Here is a 20,994-nt window from a genome sequence, read left to right as displayed (position 1 = left end):
TCTCTAGAAATTGAGATTTATAGTTTTATGTCCTTAAAGATAACAGCGCGGGTAATTTCTCAACTAGGAACAGAGCTTATTAGCTCTGATGACGTAGCAATATTTGAGCTCGTTAAAAATGGTTTCGATGCAGGTGCTTCTCATGTAAGCGTTCATTTCAACTATGTCATTGATCAAAAGATAATACGAGAGCTAGAGAGCGCAATAGATAGTAAAGCTCTTGCCTTGAAAGGCAAAAGGCTTTCAAAAATATGTTCTATCATTCGCGATAAATTAATTAGTCTTTCCGATAGTCCAACATATTTTTGTTCGTTGAACAAAAATGAAATTGAGGAATTCACTTCAATTATTTCAACTTATAAGCATGCAGAGTTAATCAAAGAAAAACTTCGAAGTCTGAATTACATTGAAGTAATTGACTTTGGGAGTGGCATGTCAAAATTTGATATTGAAAAATATTTTCTGACGATAGGAACAACGCATAGAAAAGGCCAGCACGAAGATTTTATATCAAAGGGAACTTTATATCCTAATACGAATGAAATTCCTGTTGCAGGTGAAAAAGGTATTGGTCGTCTATCATCTATGCGACTAGGTAAGAAACTGCAAATTGAAACGTGGCAAGCTAATAAAAGAGAACAATATCGTTTGTCAATCAACTGGAGATGGTTTGAAGAGAACCCTGAGTCAAATCCAGAAAATCATATTATAAAGACAGAGACAGTTTCTCGTAGTGAATCTCTCGAATCACACGGTACTCGATTAATAATTTCTGACTTAAATTCTGATTGGTCGTATGATAAATCTAGATCTTTATCACTACAACGGCTGTCAAAGTTTATAGATCCTTTTACGAAACCACAAAAACGACGTATTAAAATACGTTGGAATAATGAGCATATTGATCTTGATACTATCACCAAGATATTTCTCAATGCTGCTCATAATGGAATGAAAGGAAAGGTAAGTTTCACTGAGGATTCAAAATTCAAATTAAAAATCAATTATTGGTTTAATAATTTCAGTGATTCAGATTCTCAACTAAAGTTTGAAAGGACCTATACATCGGCAGATTTTTCGGGATTGTCTGACAATAACTTAAAAATGGTTGGGCCATTTGAGTTTGAATTATATCAATACAATCGACGGAATCTATCGGCAATTCCCGGGCATGCAGATAGAAATGAATTTAAAAAATGGTTGGACAATTGGTCTGGTGGGCTAATGTTATATCGTGATGGTCTTAGAGTTCTGCCATATGGTCAGCACCCTGATGATTGGCTTGAATTAGACCAGAGAGCTTTAAGGGCAAAAGGGTTTCGTGTTAATAGGATTCAAGTCGTTGGGTGTGTAAAAATCTCACGTCCACTCAATCCATTATTACAGGATCAGACTAATCGCGAAGGACTTCAATCAAACGATGCATATCTCGTATTTCAGGAGCTTTTACGCAGAATAATCGATGAATGTTTTGTTTCTTTCTATCGAAACTTTTCGGAAAAGAAAATAACTGATGACGATTTCGTCCCACGAGTCGAGACAATAGAGGGTGAATTAGAGTCTTCTATTGAAGAAATTGTAAATGCCATTGAATTAAATGACACAAAAAAAATAAAAAGTTCTGTTTCAAAATTAAAAAGAGAAATACCTAAGATAAAAGAACTTGTTACAGATTTTGAAAGCGTGGCAGCTAAAGAGAGATTGAATCAGGTGGAAGTTGTGGAACTGGCAGCAAAAGGATTAGCCGCCGAATCAATAGCTCATGATGTGGAAGCAGTATTGGATAACTCAATTTCTGAAGCAGGAATTGTGCTAAAGCAGAAGAGCCTAAGCGATCGAATTCGTTCCACACTTAGCCACCTAATTATTGTGCTTAAGTCTGCAAGAGTCCAGATAGATTCTCTCAAACCAGGGCAATCTAATCGTCGTCTCCGACGAACTGATGTTAATCTAAACCGAATTATCGAAGACCTACAAAAGATTTATCAGCCACGATTTGATAGGCATGGGATTCATTTTAAAGTCAAAGACTATCCTCCCAAAGGTAAATTAATGGTTTATGCAATAGAGAGTCATTTAAGACAGATACTCGAAAATATACTGAGAAACTCTATTTATTGGGTAACAGATTCAAAGGAAAATCGAGCCGATTCTCCAGCCTCAGAGATTTCTATTTTCTGTGACTCACGATCAAAAACAGTTTCTATTTATGATTCAGGTGTTGGATTTGCTCAAGAAGAGACAGAATGGGTTTTTACAAGATTCAATTCTCACAGAAAAGATGGTCATGGATTAGGGCTAAGTATTGCCAGGGAATTGGGTGACTTTAATGGAGTCCAAATCAGTATCGATACGAAAAAGAAAAATTACTTAGATAGACATCCAGGTGTCATCCTAGATTTTAGTAATTGTGTAAAAAAAATAGGTAATACATGATACAGTCAAATACTGAACTTATTGACCGCCTAAAATCCCAATTGCAGACGCTAAATATTAATAGTGTTGTAATCGTTGATAATCAACTAGTCAAATCTTTACGACATGATGTCTGGTTAAAGATCCTTGCGAAACTACGTGAAGAGGATGAAGGAACATTAGAGCAAATTCAAAGCTTAGTAGAAGATCAAGGGATCACTCCTCTTGAAAGTCAGCAACCTGATGCGATCCACAATGAAATTCTCGAATTGATTTCACAATCAGAATCACCTCACGTTGTCGAACTGATTGAGGACTTACCATTTGGCGAATCGGAGCTTGATTCTCTAGTTAAATATATCAATGAACTAGGCCTTCAAGCAAAGAAGTTTTATTCCATTGATAATGTTCCTCTAACTGAATCACTCTATTTTGTTGATTACTCTATTAATGAAACAGAAGAAATGTCTGGTCAAAAAGCCAGTCTGCTTTTAGAGAGAATTGTAGAAAAAGTTAGCAAGGATAAGTTACCTCCACCTGCAATTATTCTTATGTCAAGAAATCAGCCGCCAAAAAGTACTTGGGAAAAAGTTGCTGAGAATGGTGGCTTCTTACGTTTTTGTTTCCGATATGTAGACAAACCAATTTTAGCAAAATCTATTGAGTTGCATTCACATTATCTTGAGGAGGTTTTAGAGTGTTTGCCGATTGGGCGTGCTTATTTTGCTCAAGTTGGTGCGTTTCAAGAATCTATTACGTCTGCGGCAAAAAGTGTTATGAAAGAACTATTTCAATTATCCCCTGCAGATTTTAGACATTTTGCAATCAGACGTCTTCATGACAAGGATAGTACTCAATCAGCTCGACATCTACGTTATTTATTTGTAAGACTATTAGAATCTGAGTTGGAAAATTCAGCTGCTGTAGAATCGTCATTAAAAGAATATGCAAGAGTTTTGTCTGACAAAAATCTAAGAGTCCACGGTGACCTTAGTGATTCAATGCTACACCAACTCCAGGCAAAAATATTATACGAACGATCAGAGTTAGTGAAAACATCACCAATTACTTTCGGTGACGTATTTGAAGAAATTCAAGAGGTTGAGACAAAATACTATCTTTGCATTACACCCGAATGTGATCTGGAAATACGAAATGAAGGAAAAGCTAAGGCAGAGTTTCTGCTTTTGCTTGAGGGAATACCTGTCTCGAAGAAAGCGGAATACGATTATCTAGAGTATACCCCATTACTAATTACAAACAACTCGATAGGGACCCAGTGGCTCGAATGGAATTTTCGCCGACCTAAAGTAGTTCCATATGAAGAAGCGGCTGAGGAGAAGAATAATCTCAAGAGATGGGGAAGAATGAGACATGAATTTGCTGAGAGAGTTCAGCAACGCTTTGCTTCTGATTTATTAGAAGTTGGTACAGAGGAAACCGTAAGTGGAATTGAGGTGTTTCCAACAGCGTTAATGGGAGGAAAAAATGGATTAGATAATAAGGGGGAAATTAAAATCATTCGATACCATGTAAATGACCAAGAGTTGTATGCTATCACGGAAGAGATCGATGACTTATTTGATGATAATCCTAAGAGATCTTTTATCCCAATAAATAATCTTAAAGAGTTTCGAGTACTCCAGCCCAAAGATGCTTTTTGTACACTCTGCCGAGAGCATAAACTATTTATTATTCAGAAATCAGATCAAATGGCTATGGTATGGAGAGGAGGAGGCTCATTGAATGATTGGCAGCCCCCAGAAGAATGGAAAGGTTATAAACTGATTTCATCTGATTAGATCCTGGTGTTAAAAATGCTATCTCTCTTAGAGCTCTAAATTAGTTAGTATTTTCTCATAAATTATAGGCATCTAAATAAATTTTATGATATACCATCATGTTCAATTTCGAATTGCATTGAGATGACGTTAACAGTTTATATGGACTGCCATTCTACTACTCCTGTAGATCCTCGAGTAATCGAATCGATGCACCCCTGGTGGCATGATCAACCAGGAAACTCATCCAGTAAAACACATGAGTATGGAAGAAAAGCTCAGTCTGAACTGGAAGAATCGCGTGCAAAAGTAGCAAGCATCATTGGGGCACATTCTGATAAAATCACATTCACAAGCGGCTCTACGGAATCTAGCAATACTGTCCTTTTTGGACTCTTGCATCAAGAAAACAACGATCATCTCATTGTTACAACGACAGAGCATAAAGCAATCCTCGACCCATCTGCTGTGATTGCTGAATCAGGAATCGCGGCCACACTGGTGCCAGTTGACCAACATGGGCAAACAGATTTAGAGGGTATCGAGAAAGCGATTTCTCCATCTACAAAACTCATTTCTGTTATCTACGCTAATAACGAGGTCGGTTCCATCAATCCAATCAAAGAGATTGGGGCTTTTTGTCGTGAACGAAAGATCCTGTTTCACACAGATGCCACACAAGCTGTAGGAAAGATTCCCTTAGATGTTTCTAATCTACCCATTGACTTGATGAGTTTTTCGGCCCATAAGCTTTACGGTCCTCAAGGGATTGGAGCTTTATATGTTCGAAACGAAGAAATTAGGAGACAAATTCGGCCTTTAATCTACGGAGGTGGTCACGAACGTGGCTTACGCAGTGGCACTGTTCCGGTACCTCTCGTAGCAGGTTTTGGAAAAGCATGTGAACTAAGCCAGGATCTAATGCAGACAGACGCTCAAAAGATTGGGGCTATGCGTGATCGGCTTTGGCAACGATTTCAGACTGAGATACCGAATGTCATTCTCAATGGTCATCCTACAGAACGACTTTACAACAACTTAAATGTCAGTTTTATAGGAATTCCCAGTGAAGCATTTATCATCAAGTTACGCGACATAGTAGCTGTCAGTGCCGGCTCAGCATGTACATCGGCAAACCCTGAACCGAGCCATGTTCTCAAGGCAATGAATGTCGGACATGCGCGATTGGAATCAGCAATCCGATTTGGTTTAGGCCGGTTTAACACAATGGATGAAGTCGAATTCGTTGCTGATAAAGTAAGAGATGCCGTGCGAGAACTTCGGGGCTAACTGAGAACACTAATTTCAAAAACTAGAAATCGTGTTCACCCCTTTGTTTCCAGACTAGATACTTAAGGGAATTGTCATTTGCTGTCGAGAGAGCAGAAGACAAACGATTTTCTGTATGGGAAAGTACAAATTTGATCGACATCTCAGCAATGTCTAATTCAACTGTTTCGTCGTTCATCAAACGCAAAGCATCATCAGTGAGTTCCGTACCTACCGACCGAACTTCTTCAACTGTAAAAGGCCCGCCCCTTAATAGTAATTCTGCAGCTTTGATGGCTGGATCAATTGTGATTATTTTCTGTAATTGCCCCGGGGCATAAGGGGGATCGCCAAAAATTGCATCTAGTTCTAGTGCCTTTTCTAATAGCCTTTTGGCTTCGGCAATCTCAGCTTTTGACCAATCCCCAACATCATTACTCCAGAATACTTGCTTGAACTCGTGGAGAATCGCTCCAAGCCGTTTCCAATCAGAAACACGTCGGAGATGATTGGCAATATAGCTGAGATGCTTTTCATTTCCTGGCATACTGTTTTGAATGGGAACTTTAATACGAACGGTGCTCCTGTTGAGTCTCCATTCAGGATTTTCCTTTTCCAAAACGACCTGAATATAATCTTGCAGCCAAACATAGTAAAACATAGGTGTGGGGCGGTTAACAGGACAGATCACCAATAGAACAGGATAATGATGGTTTTCGATATACCGCAAACTTTTAACTGGCATGTCAAAATCATAGACATCTTCTTTGTCATCAATTAGCTTTTCAGTCCCTTTTATTTGTAGCTCAAGCTGATTTCCTGTGGAGCAACCTTCTTTGAAGATTTCGATTGTCATGTCGATTCCATAATCTCGCCCAGTACTTTCACGATGTTCCCAGGCATCAGGAAGAGCAGTAGGAACCTTTCTTCGTGCTGCAGTATCAATTTCATGGGATCTCGGGCGACATTTATTGTCTTTCTCCATTTGGCTCTTTTCCTTTTGGCTCTGCCGTACGTACTCTCAAAAGCATGGGGAGTCAGATCTGAAATATGGCATGAACACCGCCTGTCCAGCCAGGTAGAGCAGGGATCAGAGCTAGTTTTTAGTCTACGGTTGCTGCTCTATTTCTACCCAAATTACGCTTAACGGTGTCTTAAGCGTGTCGGCCAGTTTTTGAGCAATATTAATGCTGACTTGAACTTTTCCAAGTTCAATTGAGCTCATATAGGTGCGATGGATTCCAGCACAATCGGCAAATGCTTCCTGTGAGAGCCCCATTTCTTTTCGCCGTCGTCGAACAACGAGTCCAAATAATTTTTCAATTTCTTTCATGGTGCCAATTTTGGCACTTGCACTCGATTTATCTACAGACTATATCTATACAGACGATGGTCTACATATTGGTGATTATTTACGACCGAACACCTACAAGAAGTGCTCATAAGTCATCTACTTAACCCCTTGTTTTGTATGCACTTGTCCTTTCTGAGAAGGATTTCGTTTGGACCAATTTGTTAACCCCAGATTTCAACGGAAAGGTCTATCATGAACTACTCAAAAATGCCCCCATGCCTGTCTTGTAAAAGCTCGTTTAACCGACCAGGTCTCACTTGGATTCTCGTCTTGCTGGCTTTTCTCCTCATTGAAAATCAAAACGCAACTGCTGAGGTGATTTTGCCTGGAGACCCCATTTATGTAATTCGGAGTACTCCACTGAAAGTAAAAACAGATACGACTGCCAACGTCCCTGCGGGCACGAAGCTTGAAGCTGGAGACATCAATGGAAAATGGGTTTGGATTAGATACCCTGACCCTACCAACGGATTCAGACTTAAAGAAGGCTGGATTGATAGTGCTAATATTCTTAAGAGGCCAAAGGGCAAATCAGAAGCCTCTCCAGCAATTGCAAAGAGATTAAATCCCAAACAATACGTTTGGTACTCAATTCCCAAAGGTCAGTCAATTGAATTTCAATTTGATTGTGACCACTCACAACTCGATTTCTTCGTGTTCTCAGAAGAGGATTTAGAAGCTTATAAAAAGCTACTTGATACAGGAGATGGAAAAGTCTCAAGCTCTAGTTATGTTCTGAATAAACAAAAGGGAACACTCGACTGGACTCCAAAAGATAACGATCAGTATTACCTACTTATTGATAACACAATTTTTCCGAGCAAAGGCGCTGATGGAAAGCATTCTGTGAATGTGACAACATTCTTCTGGAAGGAAGTCGTTCAGCCTCCAGAGCCAAAAGATGACAAGGGGTTAATCATTGGAAAAGTCCGTATTAAATTTGATAACTTCAAAGAAAAGAATGAGGTTTATGAGGGACCACTAACTGCAGTCATTGGATATAAAGACAAAGTCGAATCCGGAGAAAAACCAAAACCTGATGGAGAGATTGAAGCAAAAGTTGATAAGAATGGATTCTTCTTTGCTGGAAACGTTCCAAAGGATCGATTTTACTGGATTCAATCAATTAAAACTCCTACATTTGAATCTCCTGTTCCTTTCAAATTTTACAGCCAGGTAGACTATGAGAAGGATGAACCTACTTTTGTTGACTTCGGACCTGCCTGTATAACCTCTGGAATGGAACCAAAGCAAACTGGAGTACTTGATATAGGATATTATGATTTGAAGGTTGTTTCAGATGGCTCTATTGTCATTATGCTGACAATTCCTTTGGATCAGTTTTCAAATGAAAAAAGCATCAATATCTTTGGGACTGGTAAAAACTTGGAGACTGAACTCTCTCGGCATGCCTGGTTCAAATCAAGTTTCTCAAGTAGTGGATGGACAGAAAAAGTTGTAGCAGATTTGAAATGGATTCAGGATGAAAGAGCAAGAATGAGGAAAAGAAAGACTGGTTCGAAGAATCCGTTTGCTCCAGATCCGCCCAAGAAGGCTCCAGCTCCAAAGAAAGATTCATCTTCTAAAAAAGCTCCTGTTCCTGCTCCAAAGAAGGAGCCTAAGAGTGCGCCAGCCCCTGCTCCGTCTCCTAAACGGGCACCAGCTCCCGCTCCGAAAAAGAACTAAGACCTTACACAACCATTCACAGGTTTAAATGAGGAGATAAATCATGAGACCTTATGTTCTTATCCTTCTGCTTTTAATCAGTTTGTTTGCCCCGATCTCTACTTCCGCCGGTGAACTAACCGAATTCCAGAAATGGTACATGATACAAAACATGTCAAAAGATATGATGCGACTTGGCGAACATTTGAAACGTCAGGAAATGGAAAAGATTAATCGACAAAGACCTCAAAATCCAGATTTGATCCCCCAAACATTTTTATGCAACTACCGCAAAGATTTTAATAACGACGGAATATGCGGCATCACAGAATATGTGGGGCTCAATAAGTCCAGATATATAAGTTCAAATCCATTTATGATTGGAATGTATCTTCCGGTGAAAGGAATTATCGGAAAGAGTTATGAAATTAAAGTCTATTCCCCACAGGGAAATATAGTCTACAAATACAGCGGATTTTTCAAAGAAGAGTGGAAAGCTTTTGACTGGAAATGGGATCTAAATGCAGTGGTTAAAAAATACGGGGCAGGGACCTACTCATTTGTATTTTATTATAATGGAGGGCATTGGGATACTAAGAAAGCAACTTTTTTGCTTGGAGATTCCAGTCCCTGACCTTCTGTTTTTCAAAAATTGATCCAGTTGAAATGAAGGTTCTTAGCCTCCCTTTGACAAGCAGGACACCGTACTCCAAGGGTATGTGGGAGCAGAGTTTTGCTGTCTTATTTTATTGGAAACTCCCTTAACAAATGGATCAAGCTAACGGAGGGAGGCCAAAGAAAAAAGTCATGCCACTTGTTTTTCGAGTTCAATCGTCAACTTGTCAATGATCGATAAACTCTTCTCCACATTTTCCAGCTTTTCTTTCAGCAATTGACTTTCTCGTTCAAGCTTAATCATTCGCTGTTCCAATTCAGTTTTGGTGACATCAACGAGTAGATCCTCTTCGGCTATCGTGTCTCTCATTCCCAGAAACTCTGAGTAGTAATGAATCTTGTCTGACTTCTTCCAACCGAATCGATATTTTAAAGCGCTCTCAGATTTATACCGAGGAAGCCAATAACAGCAGGCAATATGCCTCAAATCATACATGCTGATTTCACTGAATTTCTTTCCTGCTTCACTTACTTCATCACCAAACAACTTTACCGTCAACCTCTTTAGATATTTATTGACGGACTGAGGTCGGATGTCAAAAAGATAATCATTTGATTCTAACTGATTTCTCTGGATATGCTCCTGGAGCAACTCCGAAGACAGCATCAATTTGATTCGTCTGCCAAATGAACCTTTCTTGGCTGCCTCATGTCTGATCTCAACTTCCTTGCACTGTTTGTATAAATCAGAAACTTTGACATTGATTAACTCAGTCGGCGATCTGATTCCAGAATCAACCTGGAATGAAAATAATGCTCGATAATCGTACCTCGCCGAGTTAATCACTTTCCATACTTGTTGCTCATTTAGATAGACCCATTTTGGCTTTTCATAAAATGAATCGAGATCCGCTGTCACGTCGGGAACGATAATTCCTTGTTTTTTACTTCTCTTCTGATGCCAATGCCAAAAGGCTTTGATGATCTTAGAGTAGGTAACAATCGAGAGGTATTTCTTACCAGATTTGTTCAAAATCGATCCGCTATTAAGATCAGCAAACAAACACAATAGCTGCTCTTCAGACAACTGTGTTAGATCATACAGTTCAAATCGCTCTTCAAAATGCTTGACAAGGAAAATTAATTTCTCCCGAAGAGTATTCAATCTAATGGGAGATCGCGGGCCTTTTGAACTAACCGAAGAAACGTTTAACCCCATCTCCATGTCAAGCAGATACTGTAATATGATTTTGGAATTTGTAGAGCTGACACCACTAATTTCATTTTGACAGGCTTTTGTCTTCCAGCTTTCCCAGCGTTCTTTGTGATTGTATGGATCGCGTTTCATTGAGGTAGGGAACAATGACAGTTTTTAAGGAATCAACTGCATTGTCAGAAAAACGTCCCACCAAATTGGACAAAAAGTCCTATGCCCCGACCGAGCAGAATACTTTTTGTCTCTTTCCTGGAGACGTTTTTTCAATGCCCAACATGTTCGATCAGAATGGCTTTAGCTGCTATAAGGCAAATATCTTTTATTCGAATTAGTAGGCTGATTTAATTATGAAACTAAAGATGATGAACTATAAAAGTTTTTCGGAACAATCCTTGCAAAACGCAACTTACCAGCAATTTTTGAGAGCTGTACTGCTCCAGCACCAATCGCACAATAAGCCAAGAAACAGTCTAATAGAATTTTATCGCTCAGGGCGAGATTGCGTTTGAATGACCTAGCCCTATCCCTATACCTTGGGTATTCAGTTTCATTTTGTATGAAAATTGCTGAGAACTATTTAATTTCTCTATTGAATTGTGCGCACAATCAAATCGGAAGGGCTCTAAAGTAAAATTGTTATAACCCCGGGGAGAAAGAACCATTCTGTGCTGATTCCCTTAATCTCTGATTGAAATCTAACAAAATACAAAATGGAACAAACTATTTAAATTATTCCGTTCTCGTCAGTTTCAACAGAACAGGGTCATTCAGGGAACACATCGAAGATTATTTTGCGTCGCACTAAGATAAATTTCTCAAGAGCGTTTGGGCACCATTTTGTTGACTATCTTATTGCAATCACAGATAATCGTATATACACCAGTGTTTTTTAGGCCCTGCATCCTGCCTAAATCATTTCGTGATTTTGAGTATATTACTGACTTAGTAACGAGCCCCTATTCTACTGAAATAGGTAGTACCAGTAATAATTGTTATTGATGAGTAATTGGGCTCTAGTGAGAAATAAACTTCACTCATCGCCTAAGTGTAATGGAACCGATGGACCAGGTGTTGAGGTGGACCAATTTTGAGCCATTTGTGAAGAACATTCCACTCTTAGGAAGAAATATATGAGTGAGCAAGATACTTGTGGTCACTGCAATGAACAGATACCCCTCGAATATACATTCTGCCCGCACTGTGGCATTCAGCTTATTTGCCCCAATATTCGTACGGCAAACTTTCCTCATGAACAGGAAGCATTGGAAAACGCTTATCTAAAAGCGAAAGAGAGAGCAATTCAACGAGGCTGTTCACAAGCTATTGATTTACTAGAAGATCAACTGAATACAAGCAAATCTATCCTTGCATGCCCTATATCAAAGCTGATTGCCATAGCCCAAAAACCTGGAACATTTGCCAATTATTACGACTTAATGAGTCTTCAGTTTCTAGGTCCGCCAAGCATTGATGGCCCTGACTGGAACAAACTGAGACCGCAAGTTGAGATTGAGTTCATGGGAAGCCACAAAAATATTGACCAGCTTCACTATGCATGCCTATCCACCAACAGAACAAGTTTATCACATTATGGAGAATGTAGGATCATTTTGAGAGACCATATGATTGAACATCGATCTTCGGTATTCATGGAAAATTCGGCTTTTTATTTCTTTAGAAATGGACCTCCTATTCCACCTGGAATGAGAAGTACTTGGGCTAATCGTTCGAAACTAGGCACTGTAAAATTAGCAGATAAGATTACAGTCAGCACAACAGTGGAAGATATCGCAACATTGATCTTGCGGAGCGGTGAGACGAGGCTGGATGATGACTTCATCGAAGTTCAGGTCTTCGGTGAAATGACAATTCACACTTTTGAACGCGTTATTATAACACAAAAACCAGAAGAGAGGCTTTCTCGAAAAAGAAAGAGGGAACTTCGCGGTACAGCCGGGGAGCAATCTGTTAAAGACCTTTGTAACGAAGCTGGTGTTGACTGGGAGATCAGCTGATGCATGCGTATCTATCAGCCAGGCTCTCTCTTGCAGTGATTGTGGAGGACCAGGATTGGCACTTGTTATTATACGACGACTTAGACAAATTGCACTCAACGAGTGCAGAAGAAGTCGCTGTGTTGTTCCGCCAAACATCGGACGTACAAGAGTTGCCCAACACAACTATAGAACATGTAAGGGACAGATTGGAAGATGCCGTTGATTCGATTGAAGCATTCGATTTAGTACTGTTATTGCTTGACGATAAACTCACAAAGAACACACAACGCCTTGTGGCATTGGAATTAGAAGAACTCTTAGTCTATCCTGAAATCGTAGAAAGCATAGAAAATGTCTTATTTGCATCTCCACTCCCAATAAGCTCGGTACGCCAGGAAACACTGGCAATGGTTTCTGAGATATCTTGTGTAGCGGTATCAAATTTCCTCCAACGCCTGATCCAAATGCAACCAATAATCAAAGTAGTTTGTAATGCATGGAATGAGATGGCTTCAAACCGATTTACTTCAAAAGACAAGCGGAAATGGATTTGTGGGCTATATGTGCGGCATGGACTTTTTCGACGTATGGTTTACGAAGTAAAAAAAACTGGAACCGTAGCCCCGTTTGATAAACAAGTTATGTTAGAACCATCGATTTCTAAATCGATACCATCATTTAAAGATATCTGGAATGAAGTCGCAATCTACCTTCATGAGCCAAATATTCATCCATCTCACAAGCGAGCCAGATATAAACAATTTACATCTAAAAAATCAGTTTCACTACTTCTTAGTTTAACTCTGTTGATAAGCTTTCTTGGTTGGTTGTTCTACTTCTATATTCCCGAAAGTACTTTTGCTGATACGGACAAAGGCCAGGAACGGATTTTAGTATATCGAGATGGCCGTGTTAAAAATTTGCCTGAGGGACCAAGTCAAGTACGAGAAAAAGCAAAATCTATACTGCGTACCAAAAACATTGAGATTGCTTCAGTTCTTTCTCCACTGAAGTTGCGGGGAACATCAGAACGAGGTGTCTTGCTATATCCGTTGGCGACGGCCATTATCAACCCGCAACCGGAATTCTCCTGGAAGCGCATACCGGGAGCTATGTCATATCGTGTCGAACTTTTTGCATCGGGTAGCGACTTAGACTTAAATCTAGGTGGTGAGACATATTCTACAACATGGACTCCGAATGCGGAATTGAAACGAGGTACTACGTATCTGTGGCGAGTTATAGCAGTGACAAAATCGGGAGAATTAGTTTCCCCCCCCTGGAATGCGCCAGCAGGAGGATTTTTTCTGCTTGATGCTAAATCAGTAGAGAAGCTTACCGAAATGGAACAAAGTCTTGGTTCAAGTCGCATACTTAAAGTTGCTTTATATAGTCAGTTCGGAATGCTTGCAGATGCCGAGAAGCTACTTGAGGAACTTCTGGAAGCGAATCCCAAAGAAAGTCTGCTGGAGGAGTTGTACCAAAACCTGGTCAGCAAACGGAGTGCCTTGAGATGAACTGGAAATACCAGGCTTTTGCTGCATTGTTGGCCATTGGCCTTTCGATTTTTATTGTGTGGAATATTCTGTTTAAAGACAACCAGGATAACCTGGATAACCTGGAAAAGGTATTGAATCATAGAGCTGATGTCAGTGAGCGCCCTAAGCAAGGCCGAAATCTGGCGATTATCTTTGGGATCGATGACTACCAGGATAATAAATTTGTTGATTTAGGTCTTGCCACAAGCGATGCACTGGCTTTTCACGACATTCTTGTTGCTAATTTTGGTTATCAGGAAAAGCACATATTTTTTCGGACAAATTCTGACGCAAACAAGAATCAAATCGATACTGCATTTGATAACTGGTTATCCGCTTTTTATCCAAAACTGAATAAAAATGATTCTCTGATTTTCTTTTTTGCGGGACACGGAGAAGTAGTTGATACAGACTTGAGTAATCGAAATGCTGATGAACCCACTACATATCTAGCTTTTGTCAATTCAACGAAAAATGGTATCAGGGACAATGGTATCTCTGTTCGTGAGGTCCGCAATCAACTTCAACGCATTCCCTGCAATCAACGCGCTATTATTTTATCGTGTTGCTATTCCGGCGCTCTATTTGAAGAAACTGGTCCAACGATCGAGATGGTTCAAACAAATACCCCAACGAACAACAAAGCATTTTGGGGATTAACATCAGGTATGAACACCCCTGTTCCAGACTTGGGAATTAAAAATCATTCAGTCTTAATATCCGCCCTGCTTGAGGAAATGCAAGATTGCTGTAATTCGGATTTCCCGGATAAACGCTTTACTTTTGAAGAATTGGCAATCAGGGTTAAACGCCGCGTCAAACGACAGGTATGGGCGATTGGTGGACAGAGTCCTGTAAGTGGCCGTTTAAAAGAGAGGGATGGAGGCATCTCCACTGCTGACTTTATCTTCGTTCCCACAGTCCCTTGTTTGACGCCTCGCGAACGTGAGAAACTAATCACACAACGTTTGGAAAGTGCCGATTCCGTTGTGCAGCAACTAGAGTACTTCTCACTGTTTGAAAGGGCATACAATCTGTACTTAGATGGTCAATTGGATAGAGCCCGTCGCGACTTATCTCTGTGCAGCCCACAGCACCGCAACTGGGAATGGCATTGGCTGAATCATATTCTACATAATCTTATGCCCCATAGTACTCTACCTCAATCAAGTGTAGCATTATCAATTTCGTCTAAGGGAGTGATTGCAATTGGCATGGGCCATTCAGCGATTGATGGTAAACTCAAAATCATAAATACAAAAACGGGCAATATTTTCTCAAAAAACACTTTCGCTCCAGGAGTGACTGTTGTTCAATTCTCTCCAAAACAAGATTTTTTAGTTGTTGGTGACAGAGAGGGGCATCTCACAGTATGGAATTCTCATTGCGAGTTAACTACGCGATTAGACTCAACAGAATCTGCCATAACAGCCATCCAGTTTACTGCTAAGGGCGATAAACTGGCTATTGGTAGAGAAAATGGCAGTGTGGATATCTGGGATGTATCCTCTCAAGGTGAATTCCAATTGATTAGCTCAATGCCAACTGTTCTTGGATCTATCAAAGAAATTACATTCTCGAGTAACGGCCAGGGGATTGCATGTGTATCCATCGATGGAGAAATAGCATACACTTCTCTCACAAACCTCGATTCATCCCAATCAATAGCAGAAATTCCCAATGTGCATTCGCTTGGATTTCTCAATTCAAGCACTGTAATCGCAGTAACGGATAAAGAACTTTTACAGGTATCATGCGTTACTGGGAAAATCAATTCACGCTTGAGAATAAATGATTGCACAAACGCATGGTTCAATCACAGATCTGGTTACATAATCTGTCTAGAGAAGTCGGCATTTGTTTTTCGTGAAATACATCAAGGAAATATTTTAGATCGTTTAATCACTCAAGCCGGCCCATACCACGCAGTGGAATTTAGCTCACCAGCAGGGAAGTTCGCAACCATCAATGATATTGGACATTTACTCCTTCAAGATGTTCCACTTCTTAAAGCACCAAAGAACATCAATGTGATGGGAATGAATTCTCAAGGTACTTTGGCTCTTGCTTCTGACAGCTCTGGTCTTCTAGATATCTACTCTCCCAAGAGTCTCGCACGGGCCAAAATACCCTTTTCTGTGAGTAAGAAACAGATCTCTGCATTCGCCTTTAGTTTTGGCAAAAGAGAGCTGATTTCTTTAGTCACAAAGTCAGGTCACGTTTCAGTATGGGATTTAGAAGAGGCTACGCAAATCAACTCATGGTCATCCACACTCAATAATATTTCAGCATGCGCTTGGCATCCAAACGATGAAATTCTCGTTCTTGCCAATCAGGATGGCCTGATTGAATTTTGGGACGTCGCGCTCGGTAAACAATGTCGGCCCAAACTCCGCACCGGGGGCTCTGGTATTACAGACCTCACTGTTTCGCCCAATGGTGCCTTTTTGGCAGCTGCGATGAAGGAGTACATGGCTACTCCAAGTAAGTCCATTGTTTGGGACATGTCTTCAGATCAGCGAATTGTCGAGTTTGTCCCCAGGCATCGCGGTCCGTCACGAAACAGTGAAATAGTTGCTGTCTCTTTTGCAGAAGATTCTCAATACGTAGTTTCTGCGACCCGAGGGGAAGGTCTAGCCGTCGTTTACCTCGACGCACCAAAATCGATTATCCAACTACCTGGTGAAAGAAGTGAGGTTAAAGATGTTATTGCATTTGGAAATCGGATTGTCTCAGTCGGAGATCAAATTACAATTCGAGATACTAAAACAGGCCATTCTGTTATTCAGATTGAGCAGAAAGCCCAGTCAGTGGCAAGGAATGGCGATAATATTCAGATTATGACCGACAATCGTGGTATCATTTCGTTTAATGGATCAGATCCATTGGAGATAGCTTCAATTCCAATTGAAGCTTATGACGCAGTGCCACTCTCTGATGGCACCTTGTTAATCGCAAGTTTACAAACTATCGATTTTCAATGGGGCGTTGCAGTGTGGAATATTCAGCGTAATAAACTTGAAAAAACAATCGCTTTAAGTGACTTCGCTGTGCGATCCATTGCAATATCTCCGGTATCACCAACAATGATTTTAGCGAGGGATGGTGGTGAACTTGCGTCTTATAACATTACATCTGGGAAAAAAATATGGTCAACGAAGGTAGGAAGCAGTAGCCTTTCTTCTTGCACATTCAACAGAAGCGGTACAAAAGTTGTCGTTGGCAGTGAAGATGGCCAAATAAAAATATACAATATTTCCGGCGAGCTAGTACATGGGCCAATTCAAATATCTGACAAGCCAATATCACGAATTCTCTGTCCACAAGATGTGGATGAACTGCTAGTGGCTTCAGGCACTGGAAGATTAAGCAAGTGGGACTGTGAAAATGCAGAATTAACTTGGGATATCAATGCGTATAAAAATAGTATCAATGATATTACCTTTGATTCTGACGAAAACATTGTCTGGTCAGTGGGTGATAACGGCGACGTTATCTCTTGGTCTTTCACTACGGCTAAACAGTTATCCAAAATAACAAGCTATTACCAGGACATTCACTCAATTGTAATCACCCCAACTGAAGACTCTATGATGGTGGGCTACAGTTGGGACTGTAATGTTCTATTCTGGTCAACATCACAACCTTTATCTTTCAAAACATACAACACTGGCACCCAGGGAGGTTGTCGCGTCCGTCTTTCGGAAGATAATGCAAAAGTGATTGCTGTTGCGAGTGATACACACGGCGTAAGGCTGTTTGACACACAGGCACTAATTTCGAAGCTGAAAATGTCTATAGATTAATTTCCACGAGCATCGGCATTTTTCTGAGAATTTTCTCTGAATGGCTTCTTTAATCTATAAAGATCAAGTCTGCTTTGAAAGTCGTCTGATTGTGTTTCAGGTGCCAGTTTGATGGCCTCACGCTGCCATTTCTCAGCCATTTCGAAGTTTGCATGATCTGCATAAGCAGCGGCGAGCGTATCAAGATACATATACGACTTCCATTTTGTGAGTTCACAAGCTTTAGTTGCTAGCCCTATTGCAGTCTTGCCATCGCGTACATCAGGATCTGACGAAGTCGACATCAACCATGCCACGGAATTCAGTAGATTTGCTTCTTGAGATAATAATAATGAGTGATGTTCGTTTTGATTTTTAATGGCTTCCAGATAAGTATTCTTCGCACGCATATAGTGTTTCATTTCCAAAAGCAAATCAGCCTTTGCAAATAATGCCTTTGCTTTCTCATACTTCTTAGAGTGACGAACTGCTAACGAAACATCCTGATACGCACCACGGGAGTTTCCTTGAACACGCGAGACTGTAGCACGTAAAAGATAAGCACTTGCATAAGTAGGAGCTAGCCGAATGATTTTATTTAATCGGTTCTGTACTTCTGAAAGAGCCTTGGCTCGATTATCATCAGTCTTACGCATGCTATTGTAAAAATCACTTCTGACTCTTCTAATCTCATCGAGTGCGAATAGATGATTAACTTCGGTCCCATAGATCATTGCTATGCGTTGTAATTTCTTAAAGTCTGCAGATGGTAATATCTCTTGAAAAAACGTTCGTTTCCAGTCTTTATCACCACTTATGCTAGACTGAACTAAAAACACAATATCAGGATACACTCGTGCTTGATACTCGGAATAGAAATGCCTTGGCGACCCGAGATAAGAAATCAATCTTTCAATAATTAACTTTTCTTGTTTATCAGATAATGACAAAAGAGTGTCTGTCGTCAATTCGTTTCCTATAGTGCGCGAAAACCACTCTTTATGATCCAGTGCTGTAGCGATACGGGATGGTCGACTGTGTGGTTGCTGTTTCATCTGGAACTCTGCTTGCCACCAATCGAGAACTGAACGACCAAATGCAAAATTGATCTTGAGATATTCTCCACCACTAACAGAAACAGTAATCTTGGCATCATGTCCATTTTTTACTGCATATCTAAGCATTTCTCTTTTTCGAGAGAGTGATTTTGCAAGGCTTAATGTTGGGTAATGATCTGATTGCTCCCTAAATCGCTTGATGTTTGAATTGGCTGAAAGAATATCGAAATATATTGGACGATACACCAACTGAACAGCAGGAGTCTTTTTTAGTTTACCATCATACTGTTTAATAATCTTTTGTATGGCTAATCTCCCGGAATCATCTATTCCGCCGATAATAAGATCCTCTTTCCAAGCCAGATGCAACACTGTATCGAACATGAATGGAGACGAATAATAATAGAACCCAGTTGAATTGTCGTGTTTGCTACTAATAGATTCGTTCGGCGCCAGATTGCGTAACTCTTTCTCCATGAAGTCAACAATCGCAGGCAAATTTGCATTACGATAACCAAAAGCAAATCCAGGCTTATCTCCTTCCGGTCCTCCTGATACTGCAATAACACATGACATCAATTCTGTATCTGACTTGGGCAGTGTCCGAAACCGTTCATTCATCCTGTTTATAAATGTTGCATATTTGGGATCAGCTACAAACATCAAAAACTGACCAATGCCATCAAATTCCTTCATCATTTCTTGGAATGATAGCTCATCCTGTCCCTCACCTGCATCTTTTGCAGAGGAAAAAGATGTGGAGGCTATCACAACATCATCGTTTGTAAAAAGAGTGCTAAAAGATGATTTGGTATTTGAAGCCCAATTGTATGCATTCATATGCTTCTTATCTGGCTGTAGCGTAATCGCAAACTTGAATACATCCGTTCCAAGCGGACCAGCATCAAATTGTACAAATTCATGTCCACGAATAAATTCTCGAATTGATTTTGTCAAATCCGCGAACATTAAAGTCAAAACCCACCGTGAGACTCCTACGGATTCTTCTAGAATATTTCCGAGCTTATTATTAAGTTTACCCAGCCACATTTTTATTAAAGGTTCAGGAACACGCTTAAAATTAAGTCGAACTAGTACCGACTTTCGTGCGGGAAGTGAATGAAATCCTGATGCGATATTCGAAATTTCGAATTCATTCACAGAAAGTGACTTTGCAGGCATACAGAACAACCATTCGTCATGTTGTATGCCGACAAGGTTGTGATTATTAGGTGTCTGAATTAGATAATGTGATGGGGCTTTATGGGGGGAAATCTTCCACTCTTTGCTACCAGCCAGTTTGTTATCAAGTTTAACCACTCGAACAATGTGAGCAGCTAAATCTTCAGGAGGCTGGTCTTTCAAATCAATCAGAATCCGACAATTTTCTTGCTTGGACACTCCTGGCATTGAAGACCAGTCTTCCCAGATCCATGCTTGATCCTCAAAAAACCAATTATCAACATGGGCAATTTGCGCCGGTGCCTGAATGCACTTCTGAAGTGACTGCAAAGACTCCGCTTGAATTGTTATAAGCTGTGCCTCAGATCGCTCACCCACAAAAATGTGAAGGAATAATATAATTACAAGATAGGACCGAAGTTGCATAGGCGTCATTTCAAATACCTTTTATCCAAGAACTAAATAGCTTGTAAGGTAAAATATAACACATTGATACGCTTGCATTATACACATGGCCACATGTGGGTTCAAACATGTATATTTGATTCTATACAGTATTTCTGTTTTCCGGGATTGGACGAACCATTTGTAATCTTTCAAAAAGTTGTTTTCTCAATACATTGTCGCAGCTAGTTGTTTTCGTTTTTTCAAGAAATATTTTTCAGTATATGGCGAATTCGTTTCAACCTTCGAATAACCTCTTCCGGATCAACCTCTTGTTCAAGCAGATTTTCTTCAGATTCATTCTCCATCTCCTCTCAATAAGGAGCCCGAAAAAAGTTCACCCCAGGAGTATTTTCAAACTCACGATAATAATCGGAAATGCAATTCTCACTACAAAAATACTTCACTCCTCCAAGAGGTATGATCTGATCTCCTCTCACTGCTCGCTCTACTGTCAACACATCGCCTGAGAAATAAATCTCCTGCTTACAATTCTGGCACTCAATTTTTTTATCCTCTTTTTCTTCCATGCATCCTTCACCTCCTTTCAACCGTTTGGAGCGAATCTGAAAATCTTAAAGAGTTGAAAAAAACTCAGCTGAATTGCATGTTTTGAAAAGCATATATCTGCAAAGTTAGTTTGTGTTAAACATGTCCCAGAAACACTATTCATAA

Annotated in this window: 13 protein-coding genes; 8 read left to right on the top strand and 5 right to left on the bottom strand. The window is 40.1% G+C overall.

The genetic code is table 11. From position 1 onward, the window contains the following. Positions 1-27 precede the first annotated feature (27 nt). From Pan241w_RS12585 to Pan241w_RS12575, 3 genes are all read left to right on the top strand, one after another. Positions 28-2,436, top strand: coding sequence for a sensor histidine kinase (locus Pan241w_RS12585; protein WP_145215977.1), 2,409 nt, complete (start codon positions 28-30; stop codon positions 2,434-2,436). Continuing rightward, positions 2,433-4,217 (top strand): hypothetical protein, encoded by a 1,785-nt coding sequence (locus Pan241w_RS12580; protein ID WP_145215975.1) that lies wholly within the window; start codon positions 2,433-2,435, stop codon positions 4,215-4,217. Before Pan241w_RS12585 ends, Pan241w_RS12580 begins: the two co-directional genes overlap by 4 nt. A 123-nt stretch (positions 4,218-4,340) precedes the next feature. Beyond that, positions 4,341-5,486 carry a cysteine desulfurase family protein gene (locus Pan241w_RS12575; protein ID WP_145215972.1) on the top strand — a complete coding sequence of 382 codons (1,146 nt, stop codon included), beginning with the start codon at positions 4,341-4,343 and terminating at the stop codon, positions 5,484-5,486. 22 nt (positions 5,487-5,508) lie between these two features. Here the strand turns inward: Pan241w_RS12575 and Pan241w_RS12570 are convergent, their stop codons facing one another. Together Pan241w_RS12570 and Pan241w_RS12565 are read right to left on the bottom strand one after the other, a co-directional pair. Beyond that, on the bottom strand, positions 5,509-6,450 hold the full coding sequence (locus Pan241w_RS12570) for a DUF4365 domain-containing protein (protein ID WP_145215969.1): 942 nt from the start codon (positions 6,448-6,450) through the stop codon (positions 5,509-5,511). Positions 6,451-6,573: 123 nt separating this feature from the next. Next, on the bottom strand, positions 6,574-6,798 hold the full coding sequence (locus Pan241w_RS12565) for a helix-turn-helix domain-containing protein (RefSeq protein WP_145215967.1): 225 nt from the start codon (positions 6,796-6,798) through the stop codon (positions 6,574-6,576). Between the two features lie 213 nt (positions 6,799-7,011). Between Pan241w_RS12565 and Pan241w_RS12560 the strand changes: the two genes are divergently transcribed. Next, positions 7,012-8,505 carry a hypothetical protein gene (locus Pan241w_RS12560; RefSeq protein WP_145215964.1) on the top strand — a complete coding sequence of 498 codons (1,494 nt, stop codon included), beginning with the start codon at positions 7,012-7,014 and terminating at the stop codon, positions 8,503-8,505. Positions 8,506-8,548: 43 nt separating this feature from the next. Next, positions 8,549-9,118, top strand: coding sequence for a hypothetical protein (locus tag Pan241w_RS12555; RefSeq protein WP_145215961.1), 570 nt, complete (start codon positions 8,549-8,551; stop codon positions 9,116-9,118). A gap of 171 nt (positions 9,119-9,289) precedes the next feature. On the opposite strand, the gene Pan241w_RS12550 is transcribed toward Pan241w_RS12555, so the two are convergent. Further along, positions 9,290-10,447 carry a site-specific integrase gene (locus Pan241w_RS12550; protein WP_145215958.1) on the bottom strand — a complete coding sequence of 386 codons (1,158 nt, stop codon included), beginning with the start codon at positions 10,445-10,447 and terminating at the stop codon, positions 9,290-9,292. Positions 10,448-11,445: 998 nt separating this feature from the next. On the opposite strand from Pan241w_RS12550, the gene Pan241w_RS12545 reads away from it, so the two are divergent. Genes Pan241w_RS12545 through Pan241w_RS12535 form a run of 3 tightly spaced genes read left to right on the top strand, consistent with a single transcriptional unit; the run spans position 11,446 to position 17,656 of the window. Next, the gene (locus Pan241w_RS12545) at positions 11,446-12,330 is read left to right on the top strand and encodes a zinc ribbon domain-containing protein (protein WP_145215955.1); all 885 of its coding nucleotides are present in this window, start codon (positions 11,446-11,448) and stop codon (positions 12,328-12,330) included. Further along, positions 12,330-13,829, top strand: a complete 1,500-nt coding sequence (locus Pan241w_RS12540; RefSeq protein ID WP_145215952.1) for a hypothetical protein — start codon at positions 12,330-12,332, stop codon at positions 13,827-13,829. The genes Pan241w_RS12545 and Pan241w_RS12540 overlap by 1 nt, the downstream gene beginning before the upstream one ends. Beyond that, complete coding sequence (locus Pan241w_RS12535) at positions 13,826-17,656, top strand: WD40 repeat domain-containing protein (RefSeq protein WP_145215949.1); 3,831 nt, start codon at positions 13,826-13,828, stop codon at positions 17,654-17,656. Before Pan241w_RS12540 ends, Pan241w_RS12535 begins: the two co-directional genes overlap by 4 nt. Here Pan241w_RS12535 and Pan241w_RS12530 read toward each other — a convergent pair. Both Pan241w_RS12530 and Pan241w_RS12525 read right to left on the bottom strand, forming a co-directional pair. After that, the gene (locus Pan241w_RS12530) at positions 17,653-20,310 is read right to left on the bottom strand and encodes a tetratricopeptide repeat protein (RefSeq protein ID WP_145215946.1); all 2,658 of its coding nucleotides are present in this window, start codon (positions 20,308-20,310) and stop codon (positions 17,653-17,655) included. The two genes, Pan241w_RS12535 and Pan241w_RS12530, sit on opposite strands and share 4 nt — an antisense overlap. Positions 20,311-20,633: 323 nt before the next feature. Further along, entirely contained in the window at positions 20,634-20,849 is a 216-nt protein-coding gene (locus Pan241w_RS12525; protein WP_145215943.1) for an eL24 family ribosomal protein, read from the bottom strand. Between the last annotated feature and the right edge of the window lie 145 nt (positions 20,850-20,994).

This window comes from Gimesia alba, assembly GCF_007744675.1.
Lineage (GTDB): Bacteria > Planctomycetota > Planctomycetia > Planctomycetales > Planctomycetaceae > Gimesia > Gimesia alba.
This window is presented reverse-complemented; position numbering and strand designations above follow the sequence as displayed.

Excerpts from the sequence above, each read along its gene's own strand:
- Pan241w_RS12585 (WP_145215977.1), top strand. The coding sequence starts at position 28 with ATGTCCTTAAAGATAACAGCGCGGGTAATTTCTCAACTAGGAACAGAG.
- Pan241w_RS12580 (WP_145215975.1), top strand. The coding sequence starts at position 2,433 with ATGATACAGTCAAATACTGAACTTATTGACCGCCTAAAATCCCAATTG.
- Pan241w_RS12575 (WP_145215972.1), top strand. The coding sequence starts at position 4,341 with ATGACGTTAACAGTTTATATGGACTGCCATTCTACTACTCCTGTAGAT.
- Pan241w_RS12570 (WP_145215969.1), bottom strand. The coding sequence starts at position 6,450 with ATGGAGAAAGACAATAAATGTCGCCCGAGATCCCATGAAATTGATACT.
- Pan241w_RS12565 (WP_145215967.1), bottom strand. The coding sequence starts at position 6,798 with ATGAAAGAAATTGAAAAATTATTTGGACTCGTTGTTCGACGACGGCGA.
- Pan241w_RS12560 (WP_145215964.1), top strand. The coding sequence starts at position 7,012 with ATGAACTACTCAAAAATGCCCCCATGCCTGTCTTGTAAAAGCTCGTTT.
- Pan241w_RS12555 (WP_145215961.1), top strand. The coding sequence starts at position 8,549 with ATGAGACCTTATGTTCTTATCCTTCTGCTTTTAATCAGTTTGTTTGCC.
- Pan241w_RS12550 (WP_145215958.1), bottom strand. The coding sequence starts at position 10,447 with ATGAAACGCGATCCATACAATCACAAAGAACGCTGGGAAAGCTGGAAG.
- Pan241w_RS12545 (WP_145215955.1), top strand. The coding sequence starts at position 11,446 with ATGAGTGAGCAAGATACTTGTGGTCACTGCAATGAACAGATACCCCTC.
- Pan241w_RS12540 (WP_145215952.1), top strand. The coding sequence starts at position 12,330 with ATGCATGCGTATCTATCAGCCAGGCTCTCTCTTGCAGTGATTGTGGAG.
- Pan241w_RS12535 (WP_145215949.1), top strand. The coding sequence starts at position 13,826 with ATGAACTGGAAATACCAGGCTTTTGCTGCATTGTTGGCCATTGGCCTT.
- Pan241w_RS12530 (WP_145215946.1), bottom strand. The coding sequence starts at position 20,310 with ATGACGCCTATGCAACTTCGGTCCTATCTTGTAATTATATTATTCCTT.
- Pan241w_RS12525 (WP_145215943.1), bottom strand. The coding sequence starts at position 20,849 with ATGGAAGAAAAAGAGGATAAAAAAATTGAGTGCCAGAATTGTAAGCAG.